This is a genomic window from Lysobacter sp. (assembly GCA_013141175.1).
Lineage (GTDB): Bacteria > Pseudomonadota > Gammaproteobacteria > Xanthomonadales > Xanthomonadaceae > Lysobacter_I.
On the sequence record JABFRN010000001.1, the window covers coordinates 407722 to 432810 of the forward strand.

The 25089-nt window shown below is 65.4% G+C and carries 23 protein-coding genes, 5 tRNA genes and 1 pseudogene; 10 read left to right on the forward strand and 19 right to left on the reverse strand.

Annotated features, from left to right (window positions below; genetic code table 11):
* Positions 1–22: 22 nt before the first annotated feature.
* The 11 genes from rplJ to HOP03_02025 all read right to left on the reverse strand — a co-directional run bounded on the left by rplJ (position 23) and on the right by HOP03_02025 (position 7163).
* Entirely contained in the window at positions 23–577 is a 555-nt protein-coding gene (gene rplJ, locus HOP03_01975) for a 50S ribosomal protein L10 (GenBank protein NOT86935.1), read from the reverse strand.
* 411 nt (positions 578–988) lie between these two features.
* Entirely contained in the window at positions 989–1687 is a 699-nt protein-coding gene (gene rplA / locus HOP03_01980) for a 50S ribosomal protein L1 (protein ID NOT86936.1), read from the reverse strand.
* Between the two features lie 4 nt (positions 1688–1691).
* On the reverse strand, positions 1692–2120 hold the full coding sequence (gene rplK, locus HOP03_01985; GenBank protein NOT86937.1) for a 50S ribosomal protein L11: 429 nt from the start codon (positions 2118–2120) through the stop codon (positions 1692–1694).
* A gap of 112 nt (positions 2121–2232) precedes the next feature.
* Positions 2233–2820, reverse strand: a complete 588-nt coding sequence (gene nusG, locus HOP03_01990; protein NOT86938.1) for a transcription termination/antitermination protein NusG — start codon at positions 2818–2820, stop codon at positions 2233–2235.
* Positions 2820–3203, reverse strand: coding sequence for a preprotein translocase subunit SecE (gene secE, locus HOP03_01995; GenBank protein ID NOT86939.1), 384 nt, complete (start codon positions 3201–3203; stop codon positions 2820–2822). The genes nusG and secE overlap by 1 nt, the downstream gene beginning before the upstream one ends.
* An 81-nt stretch (positions 3204–3284) precedes the next feature.
* Positions 3285–3360 (reverse strand) — tRNA-Trp (locus HOP03_02000).
* A gap of 137 nt (positions 3361–3497) precedes the next feature.
* Entirely contained in the window at positions 3498–4688 is a 1191-nt protein-coding gene (tuf, locus tag HOP03_02005; GenBank protein NOT86940.1) for an elongation factor Tu, read from the reverse strand.
* Positions 4689–4746: 58 nt separating this feature from the next.
* A tRNA-Thr gene (locus HOP03_02010) sits at positions 4747–4822 on the reverse strand.
* Between the two features lie 45 nt (positions 4823–4867).
* Positions 4868–4941 (reverse strand) — tRNA-Gly (locus HOP03_02015).
* A gap of 42 nt (positions 4942–4983) precedes the next feature.
* Positions 4984–5069 (reverse strand) — tRNA-Tyr (locus HOP03_02020).
* Positions 5070–5192: 123 nt separating this feature from the next.
* A complete protein-coding gene (locus HOP03_02025) occupies positions 5193–7163 on the reverse strand; it encodes a type 1 glutamine amidotransferase-like domain-containing protein (GenBank protein NOT86941.1) in 1971 nt (656 codons plus the stop codon).
* 143 nt (positions 7164–7306) lie between these two features.
* Here HOP03_02025 and HOP03_02030 point away from each other — a divergent pair, with 143 nt between their 5' ends.
* From HOP03_02030 to HOP03_02040, 3 genes are all read left to right on the forward strand, one after another.
* Positions 7307–7912 carry a sigma-70 family RNA polymerase sigma factor gene (locus HOP03_02030; GenBank protein ID NOT86942.1) on the forward strand — a complete coding sequence of 202 codons (606 nt, stop codon included), beginning with the start codon at positions 7307–7309 and terminating at the stop codon, positions 7910–7912.
* A complete protein-coding gene (locus HOP03_02035; protein ID NOT86943.1) occupies positions 7884–8978 on the forward strand; it encodes a DUF4880 domain-containing protein in 1095 nt (364 codons plus the stop codon). Before HOP03_02030 ends, HOP03_02035 begins: the two co-directional genes overlap by 29 nt.
* Positions 8979–9092: 114 nt before the next feature.
* Positions 9093–12173, forward strand: coding sequence for a TonB-dependent receptor (locus HOP03_02040; protein NOT86944.1), 3081 nt, complete (start codon positions 9093–9095; stop codon positions 12171–12173).
* A gap of 93 nt (positions 12174–12266) precedes the next feature.
* Here the strand turns inward: HOP03_02040 and ychF are convergent, their stop codons facing one another.
* From ychF to HOP03_02080, 8 genes are all read right to left on the reverse strand, one after another.
* Positions 12267–13358 (reverse strand): redox-regulated ATPase YchF, encoded by a 1092-nt coding sequence (gene ychF / locus HOP03_02045; GenBank protein ID NOT86945.1) that lies wholly within the window; start codon positions 13356–13358, stop codon positions 12267–12269.
* Between the two features lie 75 nt (positions 13359–13433).
* Positions 13434–14012: an aminoacyl-tRNA hydrolase gene (gene pth, locus HOP03_02050; GenBank protein ID NOT86946.1), complete on the reverse strand. Its 579-nt coding sequence runs from the start codon at positions 14010–14012 to the stop codon at positions 13434–13436.
* Positions 14013–14069: 57 nt separating this feature from the next.
* On the reverse strand, positions 14070–14723 hold the full coding sequence (locus HOP03_02055; GenBank protein NOT86947.1) for a 50S ribosomal protein L25/general stress protein Ctc: 654 nt from the start codon (positions 14721–14723) through the stop codon (positions 14070–14072).
* A gap of 234 nt (positions 14724–14957) precedes the next feature.
* Positions 14958–15917 (reverse strand): ribose-phosphate diphosphokinase, encoded by a 960-nt coding sequence (locus tag HOP03_02060; protein ID NOT86948.1) that lies wholly within the window; start codon positions 15915–15917, stop codon positions 14958–14960.
* Between the two features lie 66 nt (positions 15918–15983).
* A tRNA-Gln gene (locus HOP03_02065) sits at positions 15984–16059 on the reverse strand.
* A gap of 87 nt (positions 16060–16146) precedes the next feature.
* Positions 16147–17043, reverse strand: coding sequence for a 4-(cytidine 5'-diphospho)-2-C-methyl-D-erythritol kinase (ispE, locus tag HOP03_02070; GenBank protein ID NOT86949.1), 897 nt, complete (start codon positions 17041–17043; stop codon positions 16147–16149).
* A complete protein-coding gene (lolB, locus tag HOP03_02075; protein ID NOT86950.1) occupies positions 17040–17681 on the reverse strand; it encodes an outer membrane lipoprotein LolB in 642 nt (213 codons plus the stop codon). Before lolB ends, ispE begins: the two co-directional genes overlap by 4 nt.
* Entirely contained in the window at positions 17678–19411 is a 1734-nt protein-coding gene (locus HOP03_02080) for a tetratricopeptide repeat protein (protein ID NOT86951.1), read from the reverse strand. The genes lolB and HOP03_02080 overlap by 4 nt, the downstream gene beginning before the upstream one ends.
* A 75-nt stretch (positions 19412–19486) precedes the next feature.
* Here HOP03_02080 and HOP03_02085 point away from each other — a divergent pair, with 75 nt between their 5' ends.
* The 7 genes and pseudogenes from HOP03_02085 to ppk2 all read left to right on the forward strand — a co-directional run bounded on the left by HOP03_02085 (position 19487) and on the right by ppk2 (position 25010).
* Entirely contained in the window at positions 19487–20851 is a 1365-nt protein-coding gene (locus HOP03_02085) for a glutamyl-tRNA reductase (protein NOT86952.1), read from the forward strand.
* Positions 20829–21914, forward strand: coding sequence for a peptide chain release factor 1 (gene prfA / locus HOP03_02090; GenBank protein ID NOT86953.1), 1086 nt, complete (start codon positions 20829–20831; stop codon positions 21912–21914). The genes HOP03_02085 and prfA overlap by 23 nt, the downstream gene beginning before the upstream one ends.
* A 102-nt stretch (positions 21915–22016) precedes the next feature.
* Positions 22017–22556 (forward strand): transposase, encoded by a 540-nt coding sequence (locus HOP03_02095; GenBank protein NOT86954.1) that lies wholly within the window; start codon positions 22017–22019, stop codon positions 22554–22556.
* A 249-nt stretch (positions 22557–22805) separates the two neighbouring features.
* Positions 22806–23273, forward strand: a complete 468-nt coding sequence (locus HOP03_02100) for a GNAT family N-acetyltransferase (GenBank protein NOT86955.1) — start codon at positions 22806–22808, stop codon at positions 23271–23273.
* A gap of 41 nt (positions 23274–23314) precedes the next feature.
* Positions 23315–23833 carry a molybdenum cofactor biosynthesis protein B gene (gene moaB, locus HOP03_02105; GenBank protein ID NOT86956.1) on the forward strand — a complete coding sequence of 173 codons (519 nt, stop codon included), beginning with the start codon at positions 23315–23317 and terminating at the stop codon, positions 23831–23833.
* 5 nt (positions 23834–23838) lie between these two features.
* Positions 23839–24150: pseudogene (locus tag HOP03_02110) on the forward strand (helix-turn-helix transcriptional regulator).
* An 83-nt stretch (positions 24151–24233) separates the two neighbouring features.
* The gene (gene ppk2 / locus HOP03_02115; protein ID NOT86957.1) at positions 24234–25010 is read left to right on the forward strand and encodes a polyphosphate kinase 2; all 777 of its coding nucleotides are present in this window, start codon (positions 24234–24236) and stop codon (positions 25008–25010) included.
* The last annotated feature ends 79 nt before the right edge of the window (positions 25011–25089 follow it).

Below are 25089 nucleotides of genomic sequence, written 5' to 3' on the forward strand. Positions count from 1 at the left end.
CGGAACCGTCAGGACATCGAACTCAGACTTCGGCCGGGGCTTCGGCAGCCGGCGCTTCAGGGGCTGCCTCGGCCGGAGCGGCGTCGCCGCCACCCTGCTTGTCGGTAACCGCCTTGATGGCGCGGGCCAGCATGCTCGCCGGTTCGGCCAGAACACGCGCCAACATGGCGAGGGCCTGATCACGGGTCGGCAGCGATGCCAGCACTTCGACGTGACTGCCGGGGTAGAGCTGACCGCCGACGGCGACCACCTTGGCCTGCAGCTTGTCGTTGCCCTTGGCGAACTCCTTGATCAGACGACCGGCAGCGCCGGGCTCGTCGATCGAAAACGCATACAGCAGCGGACCGACGAGTTTGTCCTGGACAACCTCGTATTCGGTTCCCGCCACGGCGCGCGAGGCCAGCGTGTTCTTGACGACTTTCAAGTACACGCCGCTTTCGCGCGCTTTCTTGCGCATCGCGGTCATCTGGGAGACCGTGGTGCCTGCGTATTCGGCTGCGATCAAGGAGTGCGCCTTCGCGGCGATTTCCGCCACTTCGGCCACTACGTCTTGCTTCTGGGTGAGATTCAGAGCCATGTGCACTCCTCATGTGAACTCCGCTTACGGCTCCTGCCGCTTGCGGTCCCGGACGGCATCGATCCTTCGACGCCGGGGACGCGGAATGCGTCCCGGTGGCGGCCCTTCACAGAGTTTCAAATCGCGAAACATCCAGAGGGGGCGGCACCATCTGCGCAGGTCGGTCCCCGAAAGGACACGATTAAGCGACCCCGCTTGCGACCCCACGTATCCATGCCTTGTCGACGACCGCTGGAGTGATCCGGCGGAACGAGCTTCCTTGCCCGTGGGTGTCGCGCGCTGACCGCGCCTGCGGTCTTTGACGGCGATCGCTTCGGAGCGGACTCCTCGGCGATGCCCTCAAAATTTGATTTCTCGGGACTGAAGTCCCTCCTACACAACGATGTAGGAGCGGCTTCAGCCGCGAATCATTTATTTCAACGTAAGCGACGACTGATCGACGGTGACACCAGGGCCCATCGTCGAGCTGACCGACACCTTCTGCAGGTACGTGCCCTTGGAGGTCGCCGGCTTGGCCTTGATCAGGTCGAGCAACAGCGCCTGCAGGTTTTCCTTCAGCTTGTCGCTGTCGAAATCGGCCTTGCCGATGGTGCAGTGGATGATGCCGGCCTTGTCGGTGCGGTAACGCACCTGGCCACCCTTGGCGTTCTTCACGGCCTCACCCGGGTTCGGCGATACGGTGCCGACCTTCGGATTCGGCATCAGGCCACGCGGGCCAAGCACCTGACCGAGCTTGCCGACGACGCGCATGGCGTCCGGGGTCGCGATCACGACGTCATAGTTCAGATCGCCGGCCTGCATCTTCTCGGCGAGGTCGTCCATACCGACGATATCGGCGCCGGCGGCCAGAGCTTCCTCGGCCTTCGCGCCGGCCGGGCAGAATACGGCCACACGCACCGACTTGCCGGTGCCGGCGGGCAGCACGGTGGAACCGCGCACCTGCTGGTCGGACTTCTTGGCATCGACGCCGAGGCGCACGGCCACGTCGATCGATTCGACGAACTTGGCCTTGGTGGCCGTCTTCACGATCTTGATCGCGTCGTCGAAGGGATAGGTTTTGCCCGGCGCAACGGCACCGAGAATCGCTTTCTGTCGCTTGTTCATCGCCATGACCTCAGCCCTCTACCACGAGACCCATCGAACGGGCGGAGCCCGCGATGGTCTTCACTGCCGCATCGAGGTCGGCCGCCGTCAGATCCGCTTCCTTCGCCTTGGCGATGTCTTCGAGCTGCTTGCGGGTGACCTTGCCCACCTTTTCGGTGTTCGGACGCTTCGATCCGGACTGGATACCGGCGGCCTTCTTCAGCAGCACCGATGCCGGCGTGCTCTTGGTGACGAAGGTGAAGGTACGGTCGGAGTAAGCGGTGATGATGACCGGCGTCGGGAGACCCGGTTCCAACTTGGAGGTCGCCGCGTTGAACGCTTTGCAGAACTCCATGATGTTCAGGCCGCGCTGACCGAGCGCGGGACCGACCGGCGGCGAGGGGTTGGCCTGACCGGCCTTCACCTGCAGCTTGATGTAACCGACAACTTTCTTTGCCATGGGATATCTCCTGGAGTCTTAGCGCCTGCACGCCTTGCGGCTGCGGGGCTCCTCCATCGTTGTTGCGCGCTGCGGATGCGGCGCGCGGGTGAAGGTCATGATCGTGAAAGGCTTAGGCTTTCTCGACCTGACCGAATTCCAGTTCCACCGGCGTGGCGCGACCGAAGATCAGCACCGAGACGCGCAGGCGGCTCTTTTCGTAATTCACTTCTTCGACCACGCCGTTGAAGTCGTTGAACGGGCCATCGACCACACGGACCATCTGGCCCGGCTCGAACAGCACCTTCGGCTTCGGCTTCTCGACGCCGTCCTGCACGCGCTGCAGGATCGCATCGGCCTCGGTGTCCCGGATCGGCAACGGGCGGTCGGCGGTGCCGCCGATGAAGCCCATCACCTTCGGCGTCTCCTTCACCAGATGCCAGCTTTCGCTGTCCATCCGCGGAATGCCGGCTTCGTCGTGGGTCGCGATCTGCACCAGTACATAGCCCGGGAAGAACTTGCGCTCGGAACGGCGCTTCTGGCCGGAGCGCATTTCGATCACTTCTTCGGTCGGGACCAGTACTTCGCCGAACTTGTCCTCCATCCCGGTACGGGCAATGCGGTCGCGCAGTGCCTGGGCCACCGATTTCTCGAAGCCGGAATAGGCATGGACAACGTACCAGCGCTTGAGGACGTCTGAATTGCTCACTTGGATCTCCATCAGGTCCCGAGGAGCGCCTTCACGCCCAATTGAATCAGCCAGTCGAACAGCGCCAGGATCAGGCTCATGATGATCACGACCACGATCACCACCCACGTGGTGCGCGTCGTCTCCTGACGGGTCGGCCACACGACCTTGCGCAGTTCGAAGCGCGATTCGCCGAGGAAGTCCCGGGTCTCCGCGCCTTTCGCAGTGGTCATGAACAGGATGGCGCCGGCAACGAGACCGCCGATCACCGACATCACGCGGGCCACCGCCGGCCACTGACCGTTGAACCAATAGAACGCGAAGATGCCAGCCGCCACGAGCAGCAGCGCCAGCGCGTACTTCACGATATCGCCCGCCGATCCGCCGGACTTAGGTTGTTCGACTCTGCTATTCAAGTCTTTGTCGCCCTGTTGCGGCGCGCACCGCGCGAGCCACCGGTCGATAGACCGGAAATCTCGCGGGACGTTCCGCTGGTGTGGCACGCCAGGAGGGACTCGAACCCCCAACCTGCGGTTTTGGAGACCGCTGCTCTGCCAATTGAGCTACTGGCGTGTATTTGAAAATGTGCGTCTGGAATATCGGTTTTCTGATACGTCGACGGCGAGCCGTCACCGACTCGCCTGTTCGTCACCGCTTTGAACTTCGCGGCGGGAGCCGCGGAACCCGCGACTCCCGAACGAAGCGTTGGATCACTTGATGATCTTGGCGACGACGCCAGCGCCGACCGTACGGCCACCCTCGCGAATCGCGAAACGCAGACCTTCGTCCATCGCCACCGGGTTGATCAGGCTCACCACCATCTTCACGTTGTCGCCAGGCATCACCATCTCCACGCCTTCCGGAAGCTCGCAAGCACCCGTGATGTCGGTCGTGCGGAAGTAGAACTGCGGACGGTAACCCTTGAAGAACGGCGTATGACGGCCACCCTCGTCCTTCGACAGCACATACACCTCGGCCTCGAAGTCCGTGTGCGGCTTGATCGAACCGGGCTTGCACAGCACCTGGCCACGCTCCACGTCGTCGCGCTTCGTGCCGCGCAGCAACAGACCCGCGTTGTCGCCCGCCTGGCCCTGATCCAGCAGCTTGCGGAACATCTCCACGCCCGTCACCGTCGTCTTCTGCGTCGGACGAATACCCACGATCTCGATTTCGTCGCCCACCTTCACGATGCCGCGCTCGATACGACCCGTCACCACCGTGCCGCGACCCGAAATCGAGAACACGTCTTCCACCGGCATCAGGAACGCCTTGTCGATGTCGCGCTCCGGCTGCGGAATCCACGTGTCCAGCGCTTCCACCAGCTTCAGGATCGACGGAACGCCAATCTCGCTCTGGTCGCCTTCCAGCGCCGAACGCGCCGAACCGGTCACGATCGGGGTGTCGTCGCCCGGAAACTCGTACTTGCTCAGCAGCTCGCGCACTTCCATCTCGACCAGCTCAAGCAGCTCCGCGTCGTCCACCAGGTCCGCCTTGTTCAGGTAGACGATGATGTACGGCACACCGACCTGACGGGCCAGCAGAATGTGCTCGCGCGTCTGCGGCATCGGACCGTCCGCCGCCGAACACACCAGGATCGCGCCGTCCATCTGCGCCGCACCCGTGATCATGTTCTTCACGTAGTCCGCATGGCCCGGGCAATCCACGTGCGCGTAGTGACGGTTCGGGCTCTCGTATTCCACGTGCGCCGTCGAAATCGTGATCCCGCGCGCCTTCTCTTCCGGCGCCGCGTCGATCTGGTCGTATGCCTTGAACTCGCCACCGAAACGTTCCGCGCCGATCTTCGTCAGCGCCGCCGTCAGCGTCGTCTTGCCGTGGTCAACGTGACCGATCGTGCCCACGTTCACGTGCGGCTTGGTGCGCTCGAACTTACCCTTTGCCATGGCTGCTTCTCTGTATGAACTGAAGTGGAGAACTGGATTGGAACGACGACTTGCAGGGTGGTGCTCACGAAAGGAATCGAACCTTCGACCTCCTCCTTACCAAGGAGGTGCTCTACCGACTGAGCTACGTGAGCAACGATGTGATCCGCCGAACGGGATGTCCTCAGGTACTGCCGCAATGGAGCGGGAGACGGGAATCGAACCCGCACCATCAGCTTGGAAGGCTGAGGTTCTACCGTTGAACTACTCCCGCGTCTTGCGGAACGGAACGCGACCTGAAGATATCGATCCAAGATGGTGGAGGGAGGTGGATTCGAACCACCGAAGGCGTAAGCCAGCAGATTTACAGTCTGCCCCCGTTGGCCGCTTGGGTATCCCTCCAGTCGAAATCAACTGGTCAACGATCCGGTAAAACTATACAAGGTGAAAACAGCCCGCAATTCTGACGGCACTCGGTTTTACTGTCAACGTTTGCGACCGCCTTCCGACGGAACCCCTGCTGATTCAGGGGGCCGGGGCGACGGGTAGCGGCAACGGATCTTCGGCGTAGATGGCGATATGCGGCACGCCATCGGCATCGATCCAGCCGCGGAACATGCCCTCGGTGTTGAATGGAAAGCCGATCCGGCCGTCGGCACCGATCACGATAGCGCCACCATCGCCGCCCAGCGCAGGCACATCGACGTTGATCACGGCATGACCCGCTTCGGCCGGGCCCTCGTTCAGGTAGCGCATACGGGCGCAGACCTCGTGGGCAGCTGCGGAGCGGATGTAGAACTCGCCCCACCCGGTGCCGGAAAAGGCGCAGCGGTCGTCGGCCCATGTGCCTGCGCCGATGATCGGCGAATCCCCGACCCGTCCGTACCGCTTGTCGGTCATGCCACCGGTGGAGGTGCCAGCGGCAAGTCCGCCATGGCCGTCCAGGGCTACCGCACCGACCGTACCGGTGTAGCGGCGGCCGGGGCGGCCGTCATCGATGGCGCCCTGCTGCTTTTCGCGAAGCCGGCGCTGGAGTTGCTGCCAGCGCTTTTCGGTCCGGAACCACGATGGATCGACCAGTTCGATGCCCTGCTCCGCCGCGAACACTTCGGCACCGTCGCCGACCATCATCACGTGCTCGGAGCGCTCCATGATCGCCCGGGCGAGCAGGATCGGGTTCTTGACCCGATGCAGGCCGGCCGCCGCACCGGCTTTCCGGGTCCTGCCGTCCATGATCGAGGTATCCAGCTCGTTGCGGCCGTCGTGGGTGAATACCGCGCCGCGGCCCGCGTTGAAATGCGGGTCGTCCTCCAGCACGGTGATCGCTGCGGTGACCGCATCGACGGCGGACTTGCCCGCCTTCAGCTCGGCGTGGCCGCGGCGCAGCGCCATTTCCAGCGCGGCGCGGGCATCGCGCTCATCATCCGGCGTCATGTCGCGGCGCTCGACACCCGCACCGCCGTGGATCGCGAGCATCATCGGCGCAACCTCCTGCAGGCGGCCATTGTCCACCCGATACGTGCGCTGGAACACCGGCGCCTCCACACGCCCTTCCGGCAGATGGACCACCGAGCCCGCGCCGATGCCGGTGACGTCGACCCGGCGCAATCCGAGCGGCTTGCCTGTGGCCTGCTTGTCCGGGAAACCGCCGCGCACCAGCCAGGCACCGCCGGCAGGGTCGGTGGCGTAGATCCGGCTGCTACCGTCGGCTTCGACCGCCAGTGCCGCGCTTTCGTCGACGCCCAACCCGATCAGCGGACGCATGGGCGTGCCGGTCAGGGTTTCAGCCTTGGCGACAAAGGCGAACAGGCGGCCGAGGCGGTCGCGCTCCTTGAAATGGGTGTCGGTGACGATGCCCTTCAGCCGGTCGACATGCAGAAAATCCTGCTCGATGGTGACTGCGGCCCCCAGCGGATCGGCCAACGCCTCCGGGCTGCGGATGCTGCCGTCGTCCATTGCGCCGTAGAGATATTCACCCAGGATGGCCAGCCCGGCACTGGTGCCGCCGATCGGCTTGCCGGCGCGGAGATGGGCATCGAGCGCCACAGCGACGGGCGTTCCCTTCCAGAAGCGGACGTAACGTGCCTGATCGCCGCCGGCGATGAAGATGCCATCGGCCTTGGCAAGGCTGGCAAGGATTTTCGGATCGTTGGAGGACCCTGGCCCGCTGAACACGAAGGTTTCGACCGACGCGATTCCGCCGACATCGCGGTAGAACTCTTCGGCGACCTCATTGCCTTGCGAGGCCCGCAGCACGACCAGGTGGCCATTGCCCGCTTTCTTCAGGAACCAGCGCAGGGCATCGAAATTGCGATCGCCGCCGCCCATCAGCAGCAGACCGGGGCTGACCTGGCCCGGCGTGGGTGCATCCGGATTGCCGATGATGTAGCGCTTGTGGTCGCGGGCCGTCGCCGGAAAGACGACGGCGGCCAGCAGCGACATCAGCAATACGAGCGTGAACGGACGGAGCCCGCGCCGGGCAACGGGGTGTTTCATGCGGTTTTTCTCCTCGAAAACAGGGCGGGCGGCAAACCGGTCGCGCCGGGCGCAGCATTGGAAGGGTAGACGAATGGGCGGCCGACTTCCCTACACGACCACATCCGCCGGACGATCGCGCTGCGATCCGCTATGGTTCAGGGATGCGCAACCCGCTCGACGATTGGTTCGTCCGTGAAATCCTCATCCACGAGGAGGCTTTGACGCGCTATCTGCAGCGCTGCTGGCCGCATCGGGACGATCTCCACGACCTGCGCCAGGAGGTCTATATCCGGGTGTATGAAGCCGCATCGGGCACCCTGCCGAACTCTCCGAAAGCCTTCCTGTTCACCAGCGCCCGCAATCTGATCACCGACCGCCTGCGCCGCAGCCGGGTGGTATCGATCGAGACGATGGGTGATCTGGAGCCCTTGAACGTCTTGGTGGATGAGGTGTCACCGGAACGCAGGTTCGGCGGGCGCCAGGCACTGCGGCGGCTCAGCGAGGCCTTCGATCGCCTGCCCGACCGCTGCCGGCAGGTGATGTGGCTGCGGCGGGTCGAGGAGTTGCCGCAGAAAGTCGTGGCTTTACAACTGGGCATCAGCGAGAAAACCGTGGAAAAGCATGTCGCCAATGGCATCCGCCTGATCGCCGATCACTACTACGGCGGCGCGCACGCGTCGACGGGCACCGACAGCGCAGCCGCTCCGGCCAGACGAGGGCGTCACCACGGACACGGACATGAACAAGACCGGCAACAAACGGATTGAGCTGGCGGCGTCGGAATGGCTGGCGCGTCGCGAAAGCGACGATTGGTCGGACAACGACCGCGCCGGACTCGATGCCTGGCTGGCCGAATCCACCGCACATCGCGTGGCGTTCCTGCGATTGGAGTCGGCGTGGATCGAGAGCGCGCGTCTCAAAGCCTTGGCGGCCGGCCGGACGGGTGCCGGACCACCGCCACGCGGGCCCTGGGTGCAGCCGCCGCACATCACCGCGGAAGCGCCAGTGGCGGATGAGGCCGCCGGAGCATCGCGAGTCGAAGCGCTTGGCGCCCTGAGGTTCGCCGCCCGTGAGACCGTACCGCCACGGCGGCGTGCGCTGGTTGGCGGACTGACAGCAGCAGCGGTCGCACTGTGCGGCGTACTGGCGTACTGGGGCTGGCGCACGCACACCGCTGTCGATACCGCGTCCTACGCCAGTGGTGTCGGCACCCTGCGTACGGTGGCGCTGACCGATGGCTCCCACGCCACGCTCAGCAGCGGCAGCCGGATCGAAGTGGCGATGTCGCGCGGCGAACGTTGGGTCGATCTGCGCAGCGGCGAGGCCTTCTTCGAGGCGGCCAAGGACCGCGCGCGTCCGTTCATCGTCAGTGCCGATGCGCGCCGGGTGGTCGCGGTGGGTACGAAATTCTCGGTGCGTCGCGATGGTGCAGACCTGCGCGTGGTGGTGACCGAAGGCCTGGTCCGGCTGGAGTCAGCCCACATGCCGGGGCAACCGCCCGCGCCGGTCACGCTGCTGCCCGCCGGCAGTACCGCGTTGGCCACCCGCAGCGGCGTACTGGTGCGCACGGGCACCGTGGTCGACGCCGAGCGCGCGCTGGAGTGGCGCGGCGGCTATCTGCACTTCGACGACACGCCATTGGCCGAGGCCGCGATCGAATTCAACCGCTACGGCGGGCCGAAACTGGTGATGGGCGACAGCGATGCCGCCGCCTTGCGCATCGGCGGCAATGTGCGCTGGTCGAACGTGGATGGTTTCGTGCGCCTGCTCGAACAGGGATTCGGCGTCCGTGCCGAGCAGCGCGGCGGGATCATCGTGTTGCACAGCCACTGACGTGCCGTTGACGTCGCCAAGCGGCGATGCGAGTGGGGATTGCCCCGGCTCGCTCGTCTTGTTGATGTTGGGTGGCGCGCGTTTCGCGTGCCGGAAATTCAAAGGGGATACCTGATGCTGAGACCGTTACGTCTGCTGTTGTTGAGCGCGGCCTGTACTGCGGCGCTGCATGCGCACGCCCAGGGGGCCTCGGACCCGGCCACCGGTCCGATCACCGTACCGGCGGGGGAATTGCGTTCCGCGCTCGATGCCCTGGCACGACAGTCCGGCACGCAACTGGTCTACCGCTCCGATCAGATCAAGGGGCTGCGCACCCCCGGCGTGCAGGGCGCGCCTTCCGCCGATGCCGCACTGGAAGGTCTGCTGCAGGGCAGCGGGTTCGCGCCGCGTCGCGACCCGTCGTCAGGCGCGGTGGTCATCGTCAAGCGCGACCTGCCCAAGCGCGCGACTGCCGCCGCAGCACAGGATGAGCCTTCCGGCGGTGCCGTGGCGCCCCCGCCCGCGCCGCAGGAAACGCTGGAAACCATCGAAGTCACCGGTTCGCGGATTCCCCGCACGCAGGTCGAGGGCCCGGCGCCGGTCACGGTGATCAGTGCCCGCGACATCAAGGAAGGCGGCTTCACCACGACCCCGGACGTGCTGCGCGCGATCACCCAGAACAGCGGCGAAACCCAGAGCCAGCAGTCCGCCAGCGGCGCCGATTTCTCGCCCGGCGCCCAGCAGGTCGACCTGCGCGGCCTCGGCCCGAACCACACCCTCGTGCTGGTCAACGGCCGCCGCATCGCCGACTTCCCGATGCCGTTCAAGGGCCGCAGCAACTTCACCGATATTTCCAACATCCCGCTGGGCATGGTCGACCGGATCGAAGTGCTGACCGGCAGCGCCTCCGCCGTCTACGGCTCCGACGCCATCTCCGGCGTCGTCAATTTCATCCTGAAGAAACAGGCAGACGGGACCACCGTCGACCTGCGCTACGGCGACACCAGCCGCGGCGGCGGCGAGTCCTACAATCTCAGCGTGTCCTCCGGCATCGAACGCGGCAACTTCAACGCGGTGTTCGGCGCCGAAGTGCAGATCCAGCGCCCGCTGTGGGCCTACGACCGCAACATCCAGGATTCCACCCTCGACGGCCCCACCGAGCGTTCGCGTATTGCGCGCCGCGCATTCCTGCGCACCGACTATTACGACACCTATCTCGATCCGGGCGCCGACACCTGCGCCGGCCTCGCCGACCTCAACCGCGGCTCGACGATCTACGCGTCGCGCCCCGGTTTCGGCGACTACGACCCGGATCTCGACGACTACGGCCCGGGCTACTACTGCGGCAGCACCGAGTCGATCGGCTACGGCACCGTGATCAGCGAGCGCAAGGGCATCAACGCCTACGGCACGTTCAACTACCAGATGGACAACGGCATGTCGTGGTTCGCCGACGTGCAGTTGGGCTATCACAAGCTCGGCCTGTTCCGCGACGTGACGGCGTGGAGCTACCAGGCGCCCGACGGCAACGAGGACGGCTATTTCTTCAACCAGGCCACCGACCAGATCGAATACTGGCAGCGCCAGTTCAGCCCGGAGGAAATGGGCGGCCTGGGCAGCGGCATGATCCGCAACACCCAGAAGACCTTCAGCGTGACCAGTGGATTCGCCGGCAACTTCGGACAGGACTGGGATTACGAAGCGGCACTCAGCCATTCGCAGTACAAGGCCACCATCGGCTGGCCGCAGATCGTGGCGGCGCGCGCCAACGCGCTGTTTCTCGGGCCGCAGTTGGGCGTGGACGCCGACGGCTTCCCGATCTTCAACGCCGACCCGGACCGACTCTACACGCCGCTGACCCGCGCCGAATACGACTCGATCGCCGCGCGCACCACGTATCACCCGCAGTCGCGCACCGATACCCTGTCGTTCACCTTGAACAACACGGATCTGTTCTCACTGCCGGCCGGCCCGGTGGGCTTCGCGGGCGTGGTCGAATTCGGCAACCAGTCCTACGACCTCAACCCCGATCCGCTGGCGACCCAGTACTACTACTACAGCTGGAAGGATTCCGACGGCCACGGCAGCCGCAACCGCTGGGCTTTGGCCGGCGAGTTGCGTGCGCCGCTGCACGAGACCGTGAATCTCAGCGTCGCCGGCCGTTACGACCAGTACCGTTATTCCGGCAGCAACCCCGGCAAACTCACCTACAGCGCCGGCCTTGAATGGCGTCCGCTGGAATCGCTGCTGGTGCGCGGTTCGTACGGCACCGCGTTCCGCGCTGCGGATCTGCACTATGTCTACGCGGGCCTGGGCAACGATGAGACTTCGGGTATCGACTACTACACCTGTCTCAGCGACGACCCGGGCGCCAGCGACTGCTCCGACTACGAGGAAGGCCTGATCCGCACCCGCGAAGGCAACCGCGATCTCGATCCCGAGACCAGCAAGTCGTGGACGGCAGGCTTCGTGTGGTCGCCGACGACCAACTTCGATGTGTCGCTGGACTACTTCGACATCCGCATGCGCGACCAGGTGCAGGACATGAGCGTGGCCGAGATCCTGCGCGACGAGGCCAGCTGCCGGTTGGGCGATCTCGACCCCGCCTCGCCGACCTGCGTTGATGCGCTTGCGCGGATCACCCGGATCGACGACCGGCTGTACGGCATCTTCGTCAACCCGATCAACGTCGCCCGCGAGAACACCAGCGGCGTCGACATGAGCGCGCACTACAAACTGGACACGCGGTTCGGCGATTTCCGCTTCGGCGCCAACCACAGCTGGGTGCGCGAGCACGACTTCCAGCAGTACGACGGCGACCCGGTGGAAGATCAGTTCGCGGTGAACGGCGGCTTCGATATCCCGCGCACCAAGACCAGCGCGAACCTGGGCTGGAGCCTCGACCGCTGGTCGGCCAGCCTGCAGGGCACGCGCCTGGGCAAGCTGCCGAACTCCGACTCCTACGACCAGGTCTACGACCCTGCGGACGGCGGCAGCCCGTGGATCGGCGCGACCTGGCGCTACAACCTCGCGGCCGGCTACCGTTTCAACGATGCGATGCAAGTGTCGCTGGCGGTCAACAATCTGTTCGACAAGATGCCACCGAAGGATCCGACCTACACCGCCTATCCGTACTACGACACCTCGTGGTTCGATTCGGTCGGTCGCAGCGTGTACGTGAACTTCACCTACAAGTTCGGCGGCGACACCCCGTAACCCACGACGCGCATCCGGATGCGCGAAGGCCCTCCCGTCGCCGGGAGGGCCTTTGTGTTTTCAGACGTGCGACGGCTGCGATGTGGTTGAAGATCAGACGTTGAAGCGGAAGTGCAGCACGTCGCCTTCCTGCACGCGGTATTCCTTGCCTTCCAGACGCAGACGGCCGGCGTCGCGCGCACCGGATTCGCCGCGATACTTGAGGAAGTCGTCGTAGGCGATGGTTTCGGCGCGGATGAAGCCCTTCTCGAAATCGGTATGGATCACCGCTGCCGCCTGCGGCGCGGTCGAGCCGGCCTTGACCGTCCAAGCCCGCACTTCCTTGACCCCGGCGGTGAAGTACGTCTGCAGGCCCAACAGCTTGTAAGCGGCGCGGATCACCCGGTTCAGACCCGGCTCGTCCAGACCGAGGTCGGCCAGGAACGTGTCGCGGTCGTCATCCTCGAGCTGGCTGAGCTCTTCCTCGATGGCCGCCGACACCGGCACCACTTCGGCGCCCTCGGTCACTGCGCGGGCGCGCACGGCGTCCAGATGCGCGTTGTTCTCGAAGCCATCCTCCAGCACGTTGGCCACGTACATGACCGGCTTGAGCGTGAGCAGGAACAGATCGCGAACCGCCAGCTTGTCGTCGTCGGACAAGCCCAGCGCGCGCGCCGGCGTGCCCGCATCCAGCCCGGCGCGAACCCGGCCCAACACCTCGGCACGGGCCTTGGCGTCCTTGTCGCCGGTCTTCGCGGCGCGTTCGGCGCGCTGAAAGGCTTTTTCGACCGATTCCAGGTCGGCCAGCGCCAGTTCGGTATCGATGGTTTCGATATCGGCGATCGGATCGACCTTGTTGTTGACGTGGATGACGTCCGGGTTTTCGAAGCAGCGGACCACGTGGGTGATCGCGTCCACTTCACGGATATGGGCGAGGAATTTGTTGCCCAGGCCCTCGCCGCTGGCCGCACCGGCCACCAGGCCGGCGATGTCGACGAACTCGACCGCCGTCGGAATGCACTTCTGCGGTTTGACGATCTCGGCCAGCGCATTCAGGCGCGGATCCGGCACCGGCACCACGCCGACGTTCGGCTCGATCGTGCAGAACGGAAAGTTGGCCGCAGCGATACCCGCCTTGGTCAATGCGTTGAAGAGAGTCGATTTGCCGACGTTCGGCAGACCGACGATGCCGCATTTGATGCCCATTGTGTTTCCTGTCAAAGGTCAAAGGTCAAAGGTCAAAAGATCTGGATTGATCTTTGACGTTTGACGTTTGACGCCTCACTTCGGCGTATGCAGCTTCGTCATCGCATCCATGTGGTTGCCTGCGACCGCCAGCGGCAGCGCTGCGAGTGCGTCGTCGATGGCGCGATGGATCAGGATTTCGTCGTCCTTGCCCGGGCGACCCAGCACCCACGGCGTGACCTTGTCCTTGTGCCCGGGATGGCCGATGGCGACCCGCAGGCGGTGGAATTGGCCATGGCCCAGCAGCCGGACGATATCGCGCAGACCGTTCTGGCCGCCGTGGCCGCCATCGAACTTGAAGCGCGCGACGCCGGGCGGGAGATCCAGCTCGTCGTGGGCGACCAGCATTTCCTCCGGCTCGATCTTCCAGTAGCGCAGCGCGGCAGCAACCGACTTGCCGCTGAGATTCATGAACGTGGCCGGCTTCAGCAGCCAGACCGTCTGCCCGGCGATGTCGGCCTTCGCGGTTTCGCCGAACAGTTTGCTTTCCAGACCGAAACGCGCGCCGGTGTGTTCCGCCAAAGCGTCCACAAACCAGAACCCGGCGTTGTGCCGGGTTCTGGCGTGTTCGGGCCCCGGATTTCCGAGCCCGACGATGAGACGCAAACCAGCCATCGCAGGAGAACCGTATCGCCGATCCGGAACGCCCGAAAGCGCTCCGGACCGGAACGATTACTTCTGGTCCTTCTTCGTGACCTTGGCGGCCGGCACTTCGGCGGCGGGAGCTGCCGCTTCGGCCTCTTCCTTGCCGTGCTTGGCGATGACCACCGCCAGATCGTGCTCCTTGCCCAGCTTCAGTTCCGGGATGGAGACGCCGGTCGGCAGCTTGATGTCGGACATGTGCAGGATCGTACCGACGGCCAGTTCGGACAGATCGACTTCGATGAACTCCGGCAGATCCTTCGGCAGGCAGCTGATTTCGATTTCGTTGAGCTCGTGGGTGACCACGACCTCGACCGACTTGCCCGCCGGGGACGTGTCTTCGTTGATGAAGTGCAGCGGCACCGACGTGCGCAGCGCTTCGTTCTCGTTCACGCGCTGGAAGTCCAGGTGCATGATCTGCTGCTTGAACGGGTGACGCTGCATATCGCGCAGCAGCACCTTCTGTACGTCGCCGCCCAGACTCAGGTCGAGGATCGACGAATAGAACCACTCGTGCTGGCTGGCCAGCCAGATGGCCTCGTGCTCGATCTGGATGCTGACCGGCTTGAGTTCGCTGCCACCGTAGACGATGGCGGGGATCTTGGCGGCATGGCGAAGGCGGCGGCTCGCACCCTTCCCTTCGTCCGTGCGGCGTTCGACCTTGATTTCGTGGGTTTTTGCCATTTCGATATCTCACTTTCTTGCGAATGAACCGCCTCGCGGCGGCGATGCGACTTCTCCGCGACCAGAGAAGCCGTTTTTGCTATCCGGCCAACACCGGAAAGCGTAGTCACGGCCCGGCACAAGGATGTGCCGGCGCAGACGACGCCGGAGGCGGCGACTGCGGTGCGATCGTGCGGCTTGGCCGTGCGATCGCACCTGCGGGCGGCGGCAGGATGCCCCCGTTCCGCAGTACAACTAATCCACGTAAAGCGAACTGACCGATTCGCCGAACGCGACCCGACGGATCGTTTCGGCGAGCAGCTCGGCGACGCTGAGCTGACGGATGCGGCTGCAGTTGCGCGCCGCCTCCGACAACGGAATGGTGTCGGTGACCACCAGCTCGTCGAGCTGCGATTTGTTGACGTTGTCGATCGCCGGTCCCGACAGCACCGGGTGGGTGCAGTAGGCGATCACCCGCTGCGCGCCCTGCGCCTTCAGTGCCGCCGCGGCGGCGCAGAGGGTGCCGGCGGTGTCGACGATGTCGTCCACCAGCACGCAGGTCTTGCCGGACACGTCGCCGATGATGTTCATCACCGTGGCGACGTTGGCACGCGGACGACGCTTGTCGATGATCGCCAGTTCGGCATCGTCGAGTCGCTTGGCGATGGCGCGGGCGCGAACCACGCCGCCCACGTCCGGCGACACCACGATGATGTTGTCGGTGCCGTAGGCACGCCAGATGTCGGCAAGCAGCAGCGGCGACGAGTACACGTTGTCGACCGGGATATCGAAAAAGCCCTGGATCTGGTCGGCGTGCAGATCGACCGTCAACACGCCGTCTGCGCCAGCGGCGGTGAACATCTTGGCCGCGACCTTCGCCGTGATCGCCACCCGCGACGAGCGCGGCCGACGGTCCTGGCGGGCATAGCCGAAGTACGGCACCACTGCGGTGACGCTGGCGGCCGACGCGCGCTTCAGCGCATCGATGATCACCAGCAGTTCCATCAGGTTCTCGCCGCTCGGCGCGCAGGTCGGCTGGACCACGAACACTTCCTGACGACGCACGTTCTCTTCGATCTCGACCTGGGCTTCGCCGTCCGAGAACTTGGACACCAGCGCTTTGCCCGGGCGGATCCCCAACTCCTTGCAGACCGCGTCGGCCAGAGGCCGGTTGGCGTTGCCGGAGAAGATCAACAACTGACGATCGTCCTGCATATCGACTCCGCTTCGCTCTGACCGTGGCGGGTGGCGGAACCCCGCGAAGCGGAATTCCGTTGTGTGTGGCAGGGGCGGAAGGATTCGAACCTACGAATGCCGGGATCAAAACCCGGTGCCTTAACCACTTGGCGACGCCCCTTCGGTGAGGTCGGTTCGTTCGACGGCGCGTTGTTTTTCAACGTGCCGTCGTTCTTGCCAGCCCCGGACAGCCCGCTCGCGCGGCCCATCACTTCGTTTCGAGCGCATCCAGCAACGGCGAGCGCGGCGCACCGGCGGCGATCCAGGCAATGACACCTGAAGGCAGCGGCTTGGCCAGCCCGTCGAGCGCGCGTTCGGCGGATTCGCGGTCTGCGAATTCGACGAAACACACGCTGCCCGAGCCGGTCAGTCGCGCAGTGCCAGCGCTGCGTAACGCGGCGAAGACCGCTTCGATGGCGGGTTCGCGGCGACGCAGGACCGGCTCGAACGCGTTGCCGAGCGCCTGCCCTTGCAGGAATGGGTCCGAAACGAAGTCGGGCATTGTCGCGGCTGCAGCATTTCGCGTCAATTCAGCGGCTTGGAATAATTCGGCGGTGGCGGCATGGATGCCCGGCGCGACCAAGAGATACCAGGCCGGCGGCAGGTCGATCGGGGTCAACTGCTCGCCCAGTCCCTCGGCCCAGGCATTCTCGCCACGCACGAAGACCGGGACATCCGCCCCCAGACGCAGACCGAGCTCGGCCAGGGTGCCCGCCCCCAGATTGCAACCCCAGAGCCGATCCAGCGCACGCAACACGGTGGCGGCATCGCTGGAGCCACCGCCAAGGCCGCCACCGGATGGGATTCGTTTTTCGATGGCGATATCCGCACCTTGAGCGATCTTCGCCGTCGATTGCAGTAATTTTGCGGCGCGCACGGTCAAGTCATCGGCTTCGGCGACGCCCGGTGCCGACTCGCCATGCCGGACGATTCGGCCGTCGTCGCGCAGACGGATCGCAATCGTGTCGCCCCAGTCGAGGATCCGGAACGCCGTCTGCAGCAGGTGATAGCCGTCGGCCCGGCGGCCGACGATGCGCAGGAACAGGTTCAGCTTGGCCGGGGCCGGCCAGACCGACCACCCGGCATCCGCGTTCGCCGCGCTCATGGCGAGGCGAAGGTCCAGTCTTCGATCGCCAGCCGGACCCGGGCGTCGCCGGCTTCGGCTTCGATCTTCGCCGGCAGATCCGGCGCGCCGGTGGGGCCCGGGCGCCAAGCGGTGTAGCGGACCGTCCAGCCGGCCTGCTGGAAGCTGGCCGGCCGGCCTTCCGCGTCGTACACGATCGCCTGCACCGGGTACTCCGCCGCCGGTGCGCCGCGCACCCAACTGCCGAGCTGCTGCAGCGGCACCGCCCAACCCGTGGTTTCGAGCAGCAGGTCTTCGGCGAACTCGCCGTCGCGCGGGCCGCCTTCCAGACCTTCGATCCGCCCGGCTTCGGAATGCAGATCGCCGATCAGGCGCCAGCTCTGGCGGGTGACCGGCGCGCTCAAGGCGATCTCGTACCGCCTCCGATCCTGCTGCTGCCATTCGATGCGGCCACTGCCGCCCTTGTCGCCCTTGCTGACCGCAGCACGGCCGGAGAACGACCATGCGTCGTACTGCGCCAGGAATTCCTGGCGTGCCTGCAGACGGGACGCGAGTGCTTCGGTCGACAGCGCCGGTACGCGGCGGGCGGGCACGGTCGTCGCGCAGCCTGTGAGGACGGCAGCGATCGCAAGCGTCGCCGCTAACGCACGCAGATTCATGCGCCCGCCTTCTCCGGCAACGGCGGCAGCACCACGCCGGTGTTCTCGATGGCGCGCTTCAGCGAACGATTGTCCGCATCGATCTTGCGCGACTCCTCGAAATACTTCCGCGATTCATCCTTCTGGCCAAGCACCCACAGTACTTCGGCCAGATGCGCAGCGATTTCGGCATCCTTCTGCTTGGTGAAGGCGCGACGCAGTTCGGTCAGCGCTTCGTCCTTGCGACCGAGGCGATACAGCACCCAGCCGTAACTGTCGATGATCGCGGCGCTGTCGGGCTGCGCGGCGATCGCGCGCGCGATCAGCTCCAGCGCTTCCTGATGGCGATCGGTGCGGTCGGCCAAGGTATAGCCGAGGGCGTTGAGCGCGTTCACGTCTTCGGCGTCGATGGCCAGGATCTTGCGGAAATCGGCCTCTGCGCGCGTGATGTCGTCGCGTCGCTCCCACATCAGGGCGCGGGCGTACAGCAGCTGCTTTTCGTCGGGGAATGCGCCGAGTGCGCGCGCATAGGTGTCGAGTTCGCCATCGAAATCGGTATCGTCCTTGCGCAGTTCGGCTTCCAGCAGGTACGCGTCGCGTCGCGTCTCCTCATCGGCATCGCCATCGGCCTGCAGCTCGCGCAATCGCGCATAGGCTTCATCCGCACGCTTGAGTTTGTGCAATACCGTGGACGAACGCAGTCGCGCCTGCCAACGCTGGGGGCCGCCGGGCACGCCCGCGTACCACTCCAGCGCTTCCTCATGACGCTCGATGAACTCGGCGATCTGACCCAGCAACAGGCGGCGGCCGGGATCCGGCGCGGCGGAGTCGCGCTTCAGTTCGTCATAGACCTTGGCCACGCCGACTTTGTCTTCGGCCTGGGCCAGGTACGCGGCACGGAAGATGTAGCTGCGGTCGCTCTGCGGGCCGCGCGCCAGCACGGCCGCCGCCTGGGCGTTGTCGCCCATCTCGCTGTATTCGTTGGCCACGGCGAAACCCAGCTCCGGCGACAGCAGCGACGGCTCGCCCAGCTCACTCAGGACCTTGCGCGCCTCGTCGGTCTTGCCGGCTTCACGCAATTGGCTGGCATGCAGCAGCGCAACCGCCGGCTCGTCGGGAAATTTGGCGACGACTCTCGTGACGATCTTTTCGGCCAGATCGTTGCGCTGCAGCTGCTGGGAGAATTCGCCGAACGCCAGCCAGGCCTCGAGCTGGTCGGGAATCGAATCGATCAGTTGACCCAGCAACCGCCCGGTCAGCTTCGGATCGCCGGAGCCGGCATCGAGCGCCACCAGGGCGTAGCGCCAGCCGTCCTTTTCGCCGCCACGCATCAATGCCTGCAGTTCGCGGCGTGCGGTGCGTTCATCCTTGCGGCGCAGGGCCAGCGTCGCCTCGGCGTTGCGCATCGACGGCGAGCGCTTGGCCCGGGTGCGCCACAGTTCCAGCGCCTCGGCGGCGTTGGCGTCGTTCTTGGCCAGCAGCGCGATCCGGGTGGCGCGCTCGGCCAGGACGGCATCGCCGTCGGCGGCCTTTGCGGCATCGAGATACCAGCGCGCGGCCTCGTCCAGTTTGCCGGCCTGCAGCGCGTACTCGGCAGCCATGGTCGGCGTCAGCGGATCGGGGACCGGCGCAGTGGTCGGTCCCGCCAGCGCAGCGCCTGCGGACAGCGCCAGAAGCCATGCCAGCAGCCACGTCATGAACGTGCCGGACAGTGGCGATGGCCGGCGAATAATGATCGAAATTGCGGGCATCGGCGTGATGGGCCGTAAACTATGGAATTGTCGTCAGCTTACCCCAACCATCTGAACGCACCTCCGCCGGTCGTCATGCCCCACCTCATCGCCCTCGGCATCAACCACCAGACCGCGCCGGTATCCCTGCGCGAGCGGGTCGCGTTCTCCGAAGAAGCGCTGCCGGCGACCCTGTCCGCGCTGCGTGCGCTGCCGGGCGTGGAGGAAGTGGCGCTGCTTTCCACCTGCAACCGCACCGAGGTCTACGCCCTCACCGGCGGCGACGGCGACGCCCTGGTCGAATGGCTGGCCGCGCATCCGCAGGAGGGCGGTTCGTCGGGTGGACGGTCACCGCTGGCACTGCACGATTATCTGTATCGGCATCGCGGCGACGATGCGGTGCGTCATCTCTTCCGGGTCGCCACCGGGCTGGACTCGCTGGTCCTGGGCGAACCGCAGATCCTCGGCCAGGTGAAACAGGCCTGGTCGGCCGCGCGCGGCGCCGGCACCCTCGGCAACCGCCTCGACCGTCTGTTCCAGCACGCCTTCGTGACCGCCAAGCGCGCGCGCACCGACACCCGCATCGGCGCGAACCCGGTCTCGGTGGCATCGGCGGCGGTGCGGATGGCCGAAGAAGCCTTCGCCCGGCCGGCCGATTGCACCATCCTGTTGATCGGCGCCGGCGAAACCATCGAACTCACCGCGCTGCATCTGGTGCAAGCGAAGGCCAAGCGCCTGCTGTTCGCCAACCGCACCCTCGCCCACGCCCAGGAACTCGCGACCCGCCACGGCGGCGTCGCCCTGCCGCTGACCGAACTCGACCGCCATCTGGCCGAAGCCGACATCGTGTTCTCGGCCACCGCCAGCCGCGAACCGATCCTGCATCGCGACACGGTCCAGGCCGCGCTGCGCAAGCGCCGGCATCGGCCGATGCTGCTGCTCGACCTGGCGGTGCCGCGCGACATCGCGCCGGATGTGGCCGAACTCGCCGACGTCTTTCTGTACACCGTCGACGATCTGGAGCGCGTGATCGAAGACAACCGCAACAGCCGCCGCGAGGCCGCCGCCGCCGCCGAAGCCATCATCGAGATGCAGGTGTCGCGCTACGTCGAAACCGTGAACGCCAGCGCCCATCACGGCTCGCTGAAACAACTCCGTGCGCATGGCGAAGCCGCCCGCGACGAATCGCTGGCGAAAGCGCATCTGTTGCTCGCCGCCGGCCACGACCCGGCCGACGTCCTGCAACAGCTTGCGCACGCACTGACCAATCGCCTGCTGCACGCGCCCACCGCCGCGCTGCGCGAAGCGGCGCTCAACGGCGATGTCGATGTCGTGCGCGCCGCGGAGCGGCTGTTCCCGCGCCACGCGCCCGCACACAACCGCCTGGCCGACGCGGTCGATCATCAGCTCCATCCCGAACACACGCCCGACGGCCGCAATGACGCCGACCCTGCGCCGTAAGCTGGAGGCGCTGGCCGAGCGCCGCGAGGAAATCGAACGCCTGCTCGCCGATCCTGCGACGGTGAACGATGCCGCGCGCTATCGCGGGCTGATGCGCGAGTTCTCGCAGCTCGAACCGATCGCCGAAGGCCTCGCGGCGGAGCGCCAGGCGCGCACGGACCTCTCCGCCGCCGAAGCGATGCGCAGCGACCCGGAACTGGCGGAACTGGCCGAAGAGGAAATCGCCGCCGTGCACGCGCGACTGCTCGAGCTGGACACCGCGCTGATGGCGCAACTGGTGCCGAAGGACCCGCGCGACGATGGCGGCCTGTATCTGGAAGTGCGCGCCGGCACCGGCGGCGACGAAGCCGCGATCTTCGCAGGCGATCTGTTCCGCATGTACTCGCGTTACGCCGAGCGCCAGGGCTGGAAAGTCGAAGTGGAATCCGCAAGCCCGGGCGAACACGGCGGCTTCAAGGAAATCATCGCCCGCGTCGACGGTCGCGGCGCGTATTCGAAACTGAAATTCGAATCCGGCACCCATCGCGTTCAGCGCGTGCCGGAAACCGAATCGCAGGGCCGCATCCACACCTCCGCCGCGACGGTCGCGATCATCGGCGAAGACAGCGGCGAGATCGACATCGAGATCAATCCCGCCGATCTGCGCGTCGATACCTTCCGCTCCAGCGGCGCCGGCGGCCAGCACGTCAACAAGACCGAATCCGCGATCCGCATCACCCACGTACCCAGCGGCGTGGTCGTGGAATCGCAGACCGAGCGCAGCCAGCACGCCAACCGCGACAAAGCGATGAAGCGGCTGAAGGCGATGCTGCTCGAAGCCGAAACCGCCAAACGCGAAGCCGCGCAGGCGCAGGAACGCAAACTGCAGGTCGGCAGCGGCGACCGCAGCCAGCGCATCCGCACCTACAACTTCCCGCAGGGCCGGATCACCGATCACCGCGTCGAAGGCCTGACCCTCTACGATCTGCCGAACATCATCCAGGGCAACATCGACGATCTCATCGAACGCCTGGCCCGCGAGCACCAGGCCGATGAACTCGCGCGGTTGACCCAAGGCGGTTGAGAGCAACGTTGTTGGCAAGCCACTTGTGGGAGGGGCTTCAGCCCCGACAGGGTTGCATCGGACTTCTCCGACAGCACAACCGCATGAATCCCGATAGACCGCATGCAAAGCATCGTCAACACTGTTTCGATGAAAAGCGGCTACCAACGACTTCGCGCAGGGCGTTGGTCCGCCAATGGCCATATCTATTTCGTCACCTTCAATACATACGACCGCAGAAAGTTATTCTCTGATCCGGCGATCGCCACGGACGCTGCTCGACTGATCCATGAGACCGGGCAACGACTGGATGGCGCAGTGATCGCATGGGTACTGATGCCGGATCATTTTCATGGATTGATCGAGGTCGGCACTGGGATATCTTTGTCCGCGTACGTCGGCAGACTGAAAGGCGCTGTCTCGCGTCGGCTGAGGCTTCTGCATCCGCATCTACCCGTGGTCTGGCAGGATGGCTTCCATGATCGCGCAATTCGCGGCGCCGAATCGATCGACAGCGTCGCGTGCTATCTGCTGATGAATCCTATCCGCGCGGGCCTGGTTGCGGATTTTTCACATTACCCATATTGGCATTGCGCATGGCCCGTGCCGAACATTTCGATGGCAGCGATCGATCCATTCGCCGATTCGAGCAGTCGGGGCTGAAGCCCCTCCCACACAGGACATGCATCATGCTCCTCTGCGAAAGGGGATTCGTTTGTGGGAGGGGCTTCAGCCCCGACGCTGTGGTATCGGATGATCCTCATGACTACAACGATGCGAAAGCCTGTCCCGAATCATTGATCGGTATAGCCAAGCCATACCGCAAATTGTACTGTCGGGGCTGAAGCCCCTCCCACAGAAGGCAAGCAGCGACCGCTTGCACTAATCTTTCTCGACTGCTCACGGCCCCCCATGCCCGTCACCACCCGCCGCGCCACCCTCGACGACCTTGGCGAACTCGTGCCGCTGTTTTCCGATTACCGCAGCTTCTACGCGCAGCGGCAGGATCCGGAAACCGCGCGCCGGTTCCTCTACGAACGCCTGAGCCGCAACGAATCCACGATCCTGCTCGCGCATTTCGACGGCCTTCACGAGGCGGCACCGGTCGGCTTCACCCAGCTGTATCCGATGTTCTCCTCGGTGAGCGCAGCGCGGGTGTTCGTGCTCAACGATCTGTTCGTGGCCGAACACGCACGTCGTCGTGGCGTCGCGCTGGCGCTGCTGTCGGCGGCGGCGGACTACGGTCAGGCCGAAGGCGCGATCCGGCTCGACCTGGAAACCATGCCCGACAACCACGCCGCGCAGGCGCTGTACCGCTCGCAGGGCTGGCGCCGGAACGACGAGACGCTGCGTTTCCAGCTGCCGTTGGCGGCGCGCTGACCGGCTCGCCGGGCGCGGGCGAAAGCGTTACCCTGCGGCCCATGACCGCAGCCCACGATTTCATTCCCCTCTCGCTGTGCGTGCTGACCGTGTCCGACACGCGCAGCCTCGCCGACGACAGCTCCGGCGACCATCTCGCCACCGCATTGGCCGACGCCGGCCACCGTCTGCACGATCGCGCCCTGCTGCCCGACGACCGCTACAAGCTTCGGGCGCTGGTATCGCAGTGGATCGCCGACCCGGCGGTCGACGGCATCCTCGTCACCGGCGGAACCGGCTTCACCGGCCGCGATTCCACCCCGGAAGCGCTGCTGCCGCTGCTCGACAAGCAGATGCCGGGCTTCGGCGAACTGTTCCGCGCGCTGAGCTTCGAGGAGATCGGCACCTCGACGCTGCAGTCGCGCGCGTTCGCCGGCCTCGCCAACGGCACCTTCCTGTTCGCCCTCCCCGGCTCCACCTCGGCCTGCCGCACCGCCTGGGAGAAGATCGTGCGCGCCCAGCTCGACGCGCGTACCAAGCCCTGCAATCTCGCCACGCTGCGCCCGCGGCTCAAGGAGTGATGAACATGTCCATCGGCACCACTTTGCGATTGCTCACCAAGGCCACCGGCCTGACCGTGACCGACCTCGCCACCGCCATCCCGCGCGCGGGCGTCAACACCGTCAGCGCATGGCTGAAGGACGAGAAGCTGCCCGGCCGCGACCAGATCGACGCGCTCGCCCGCACCTTCGGCGTGCCGGCAGGCGCGCTGCTGTCGGAACTCGCCAGCACCTTCGATCCCGCGCGCACCAAGGGCGAACACGAACTGCTGGCCTCGTATCGCGCGCTCAACAGCAAGCAGCAAGGCGCGCTGCTGGAAGTCGCCCGCAGCATGGCCGCTGGCGTGCCCGATGATGAAGAAGCACCCGCTCGTCCTTCGCGCAAACGCGCATCCGCGAAACGCAGCCGCAAGGTGAGCGCATGAGCAAGCTCAAGCGCAAGGAATACGAGGAACTGCTGGAGCCGATGCAGCGTGAGCTCGCACAGATGGCGCGCTGGGCAGCGCACAGCGGGCAACGCATCCTCGTCATCATCGAAGGCCGCGACACCGCCGGCAAAGGCGGCGTGATCGATGCGATCAGCGCGCACATCAACCCGCGCCAGAGTCGCATCGTCGCCCTGCCCAAGCCGAACGACCGCGAACGCACCCAGTGGTATTTCCAGCGCTACATGCCGCATCTGCCCGCCGCTGGCGAACTCGTGCTGTTCGACCGCAGCTGGTACAACCGCGCCGGCGTCGAGAAGGTCATGGGCTTCGCCGACGACAAACAGGTGAAGGCCTTCCTCAAGCAGGCGCCGATCTTCGAACAGATGCTGGTCGACGACGGCATCCTGCTGTTCAAGTACTGGTTGTGCTGCGACCAGGAAGAACAGGAAAAGCGTTTCGCCGAACGCCGCGAAGACCCGCTCAAGGGCTGGAAGCTGTCGCCGATCGATCTGGAAGCCCGCACGAAATACGGCGAGTACACCAAAGCGCGCGAGGCGATGCTCAAGGCCACGCATACCAAACATGCGCCGTGGACGCTGGTGGATTTCAACGACCAGAAAATCGGCAGACTGACCTTGATCCGCGACCTACTGGATCGTTTGCCGGATACCGAAACCAAGACCGAACCGCTTGAGTTTCTGCCGCTGGAAGGGAAGCTGCAGAAGGAAAAGTATTCGGTGGTGGAGCCGTTGGATGCCTTCGAGACGTAGCCCCCAAGGTCTTTGTAGGGCGGGCCTTGCACCCGCCGATCGGCGAACAACGACTTCCTCACCGAGAGTGTCGTAAATG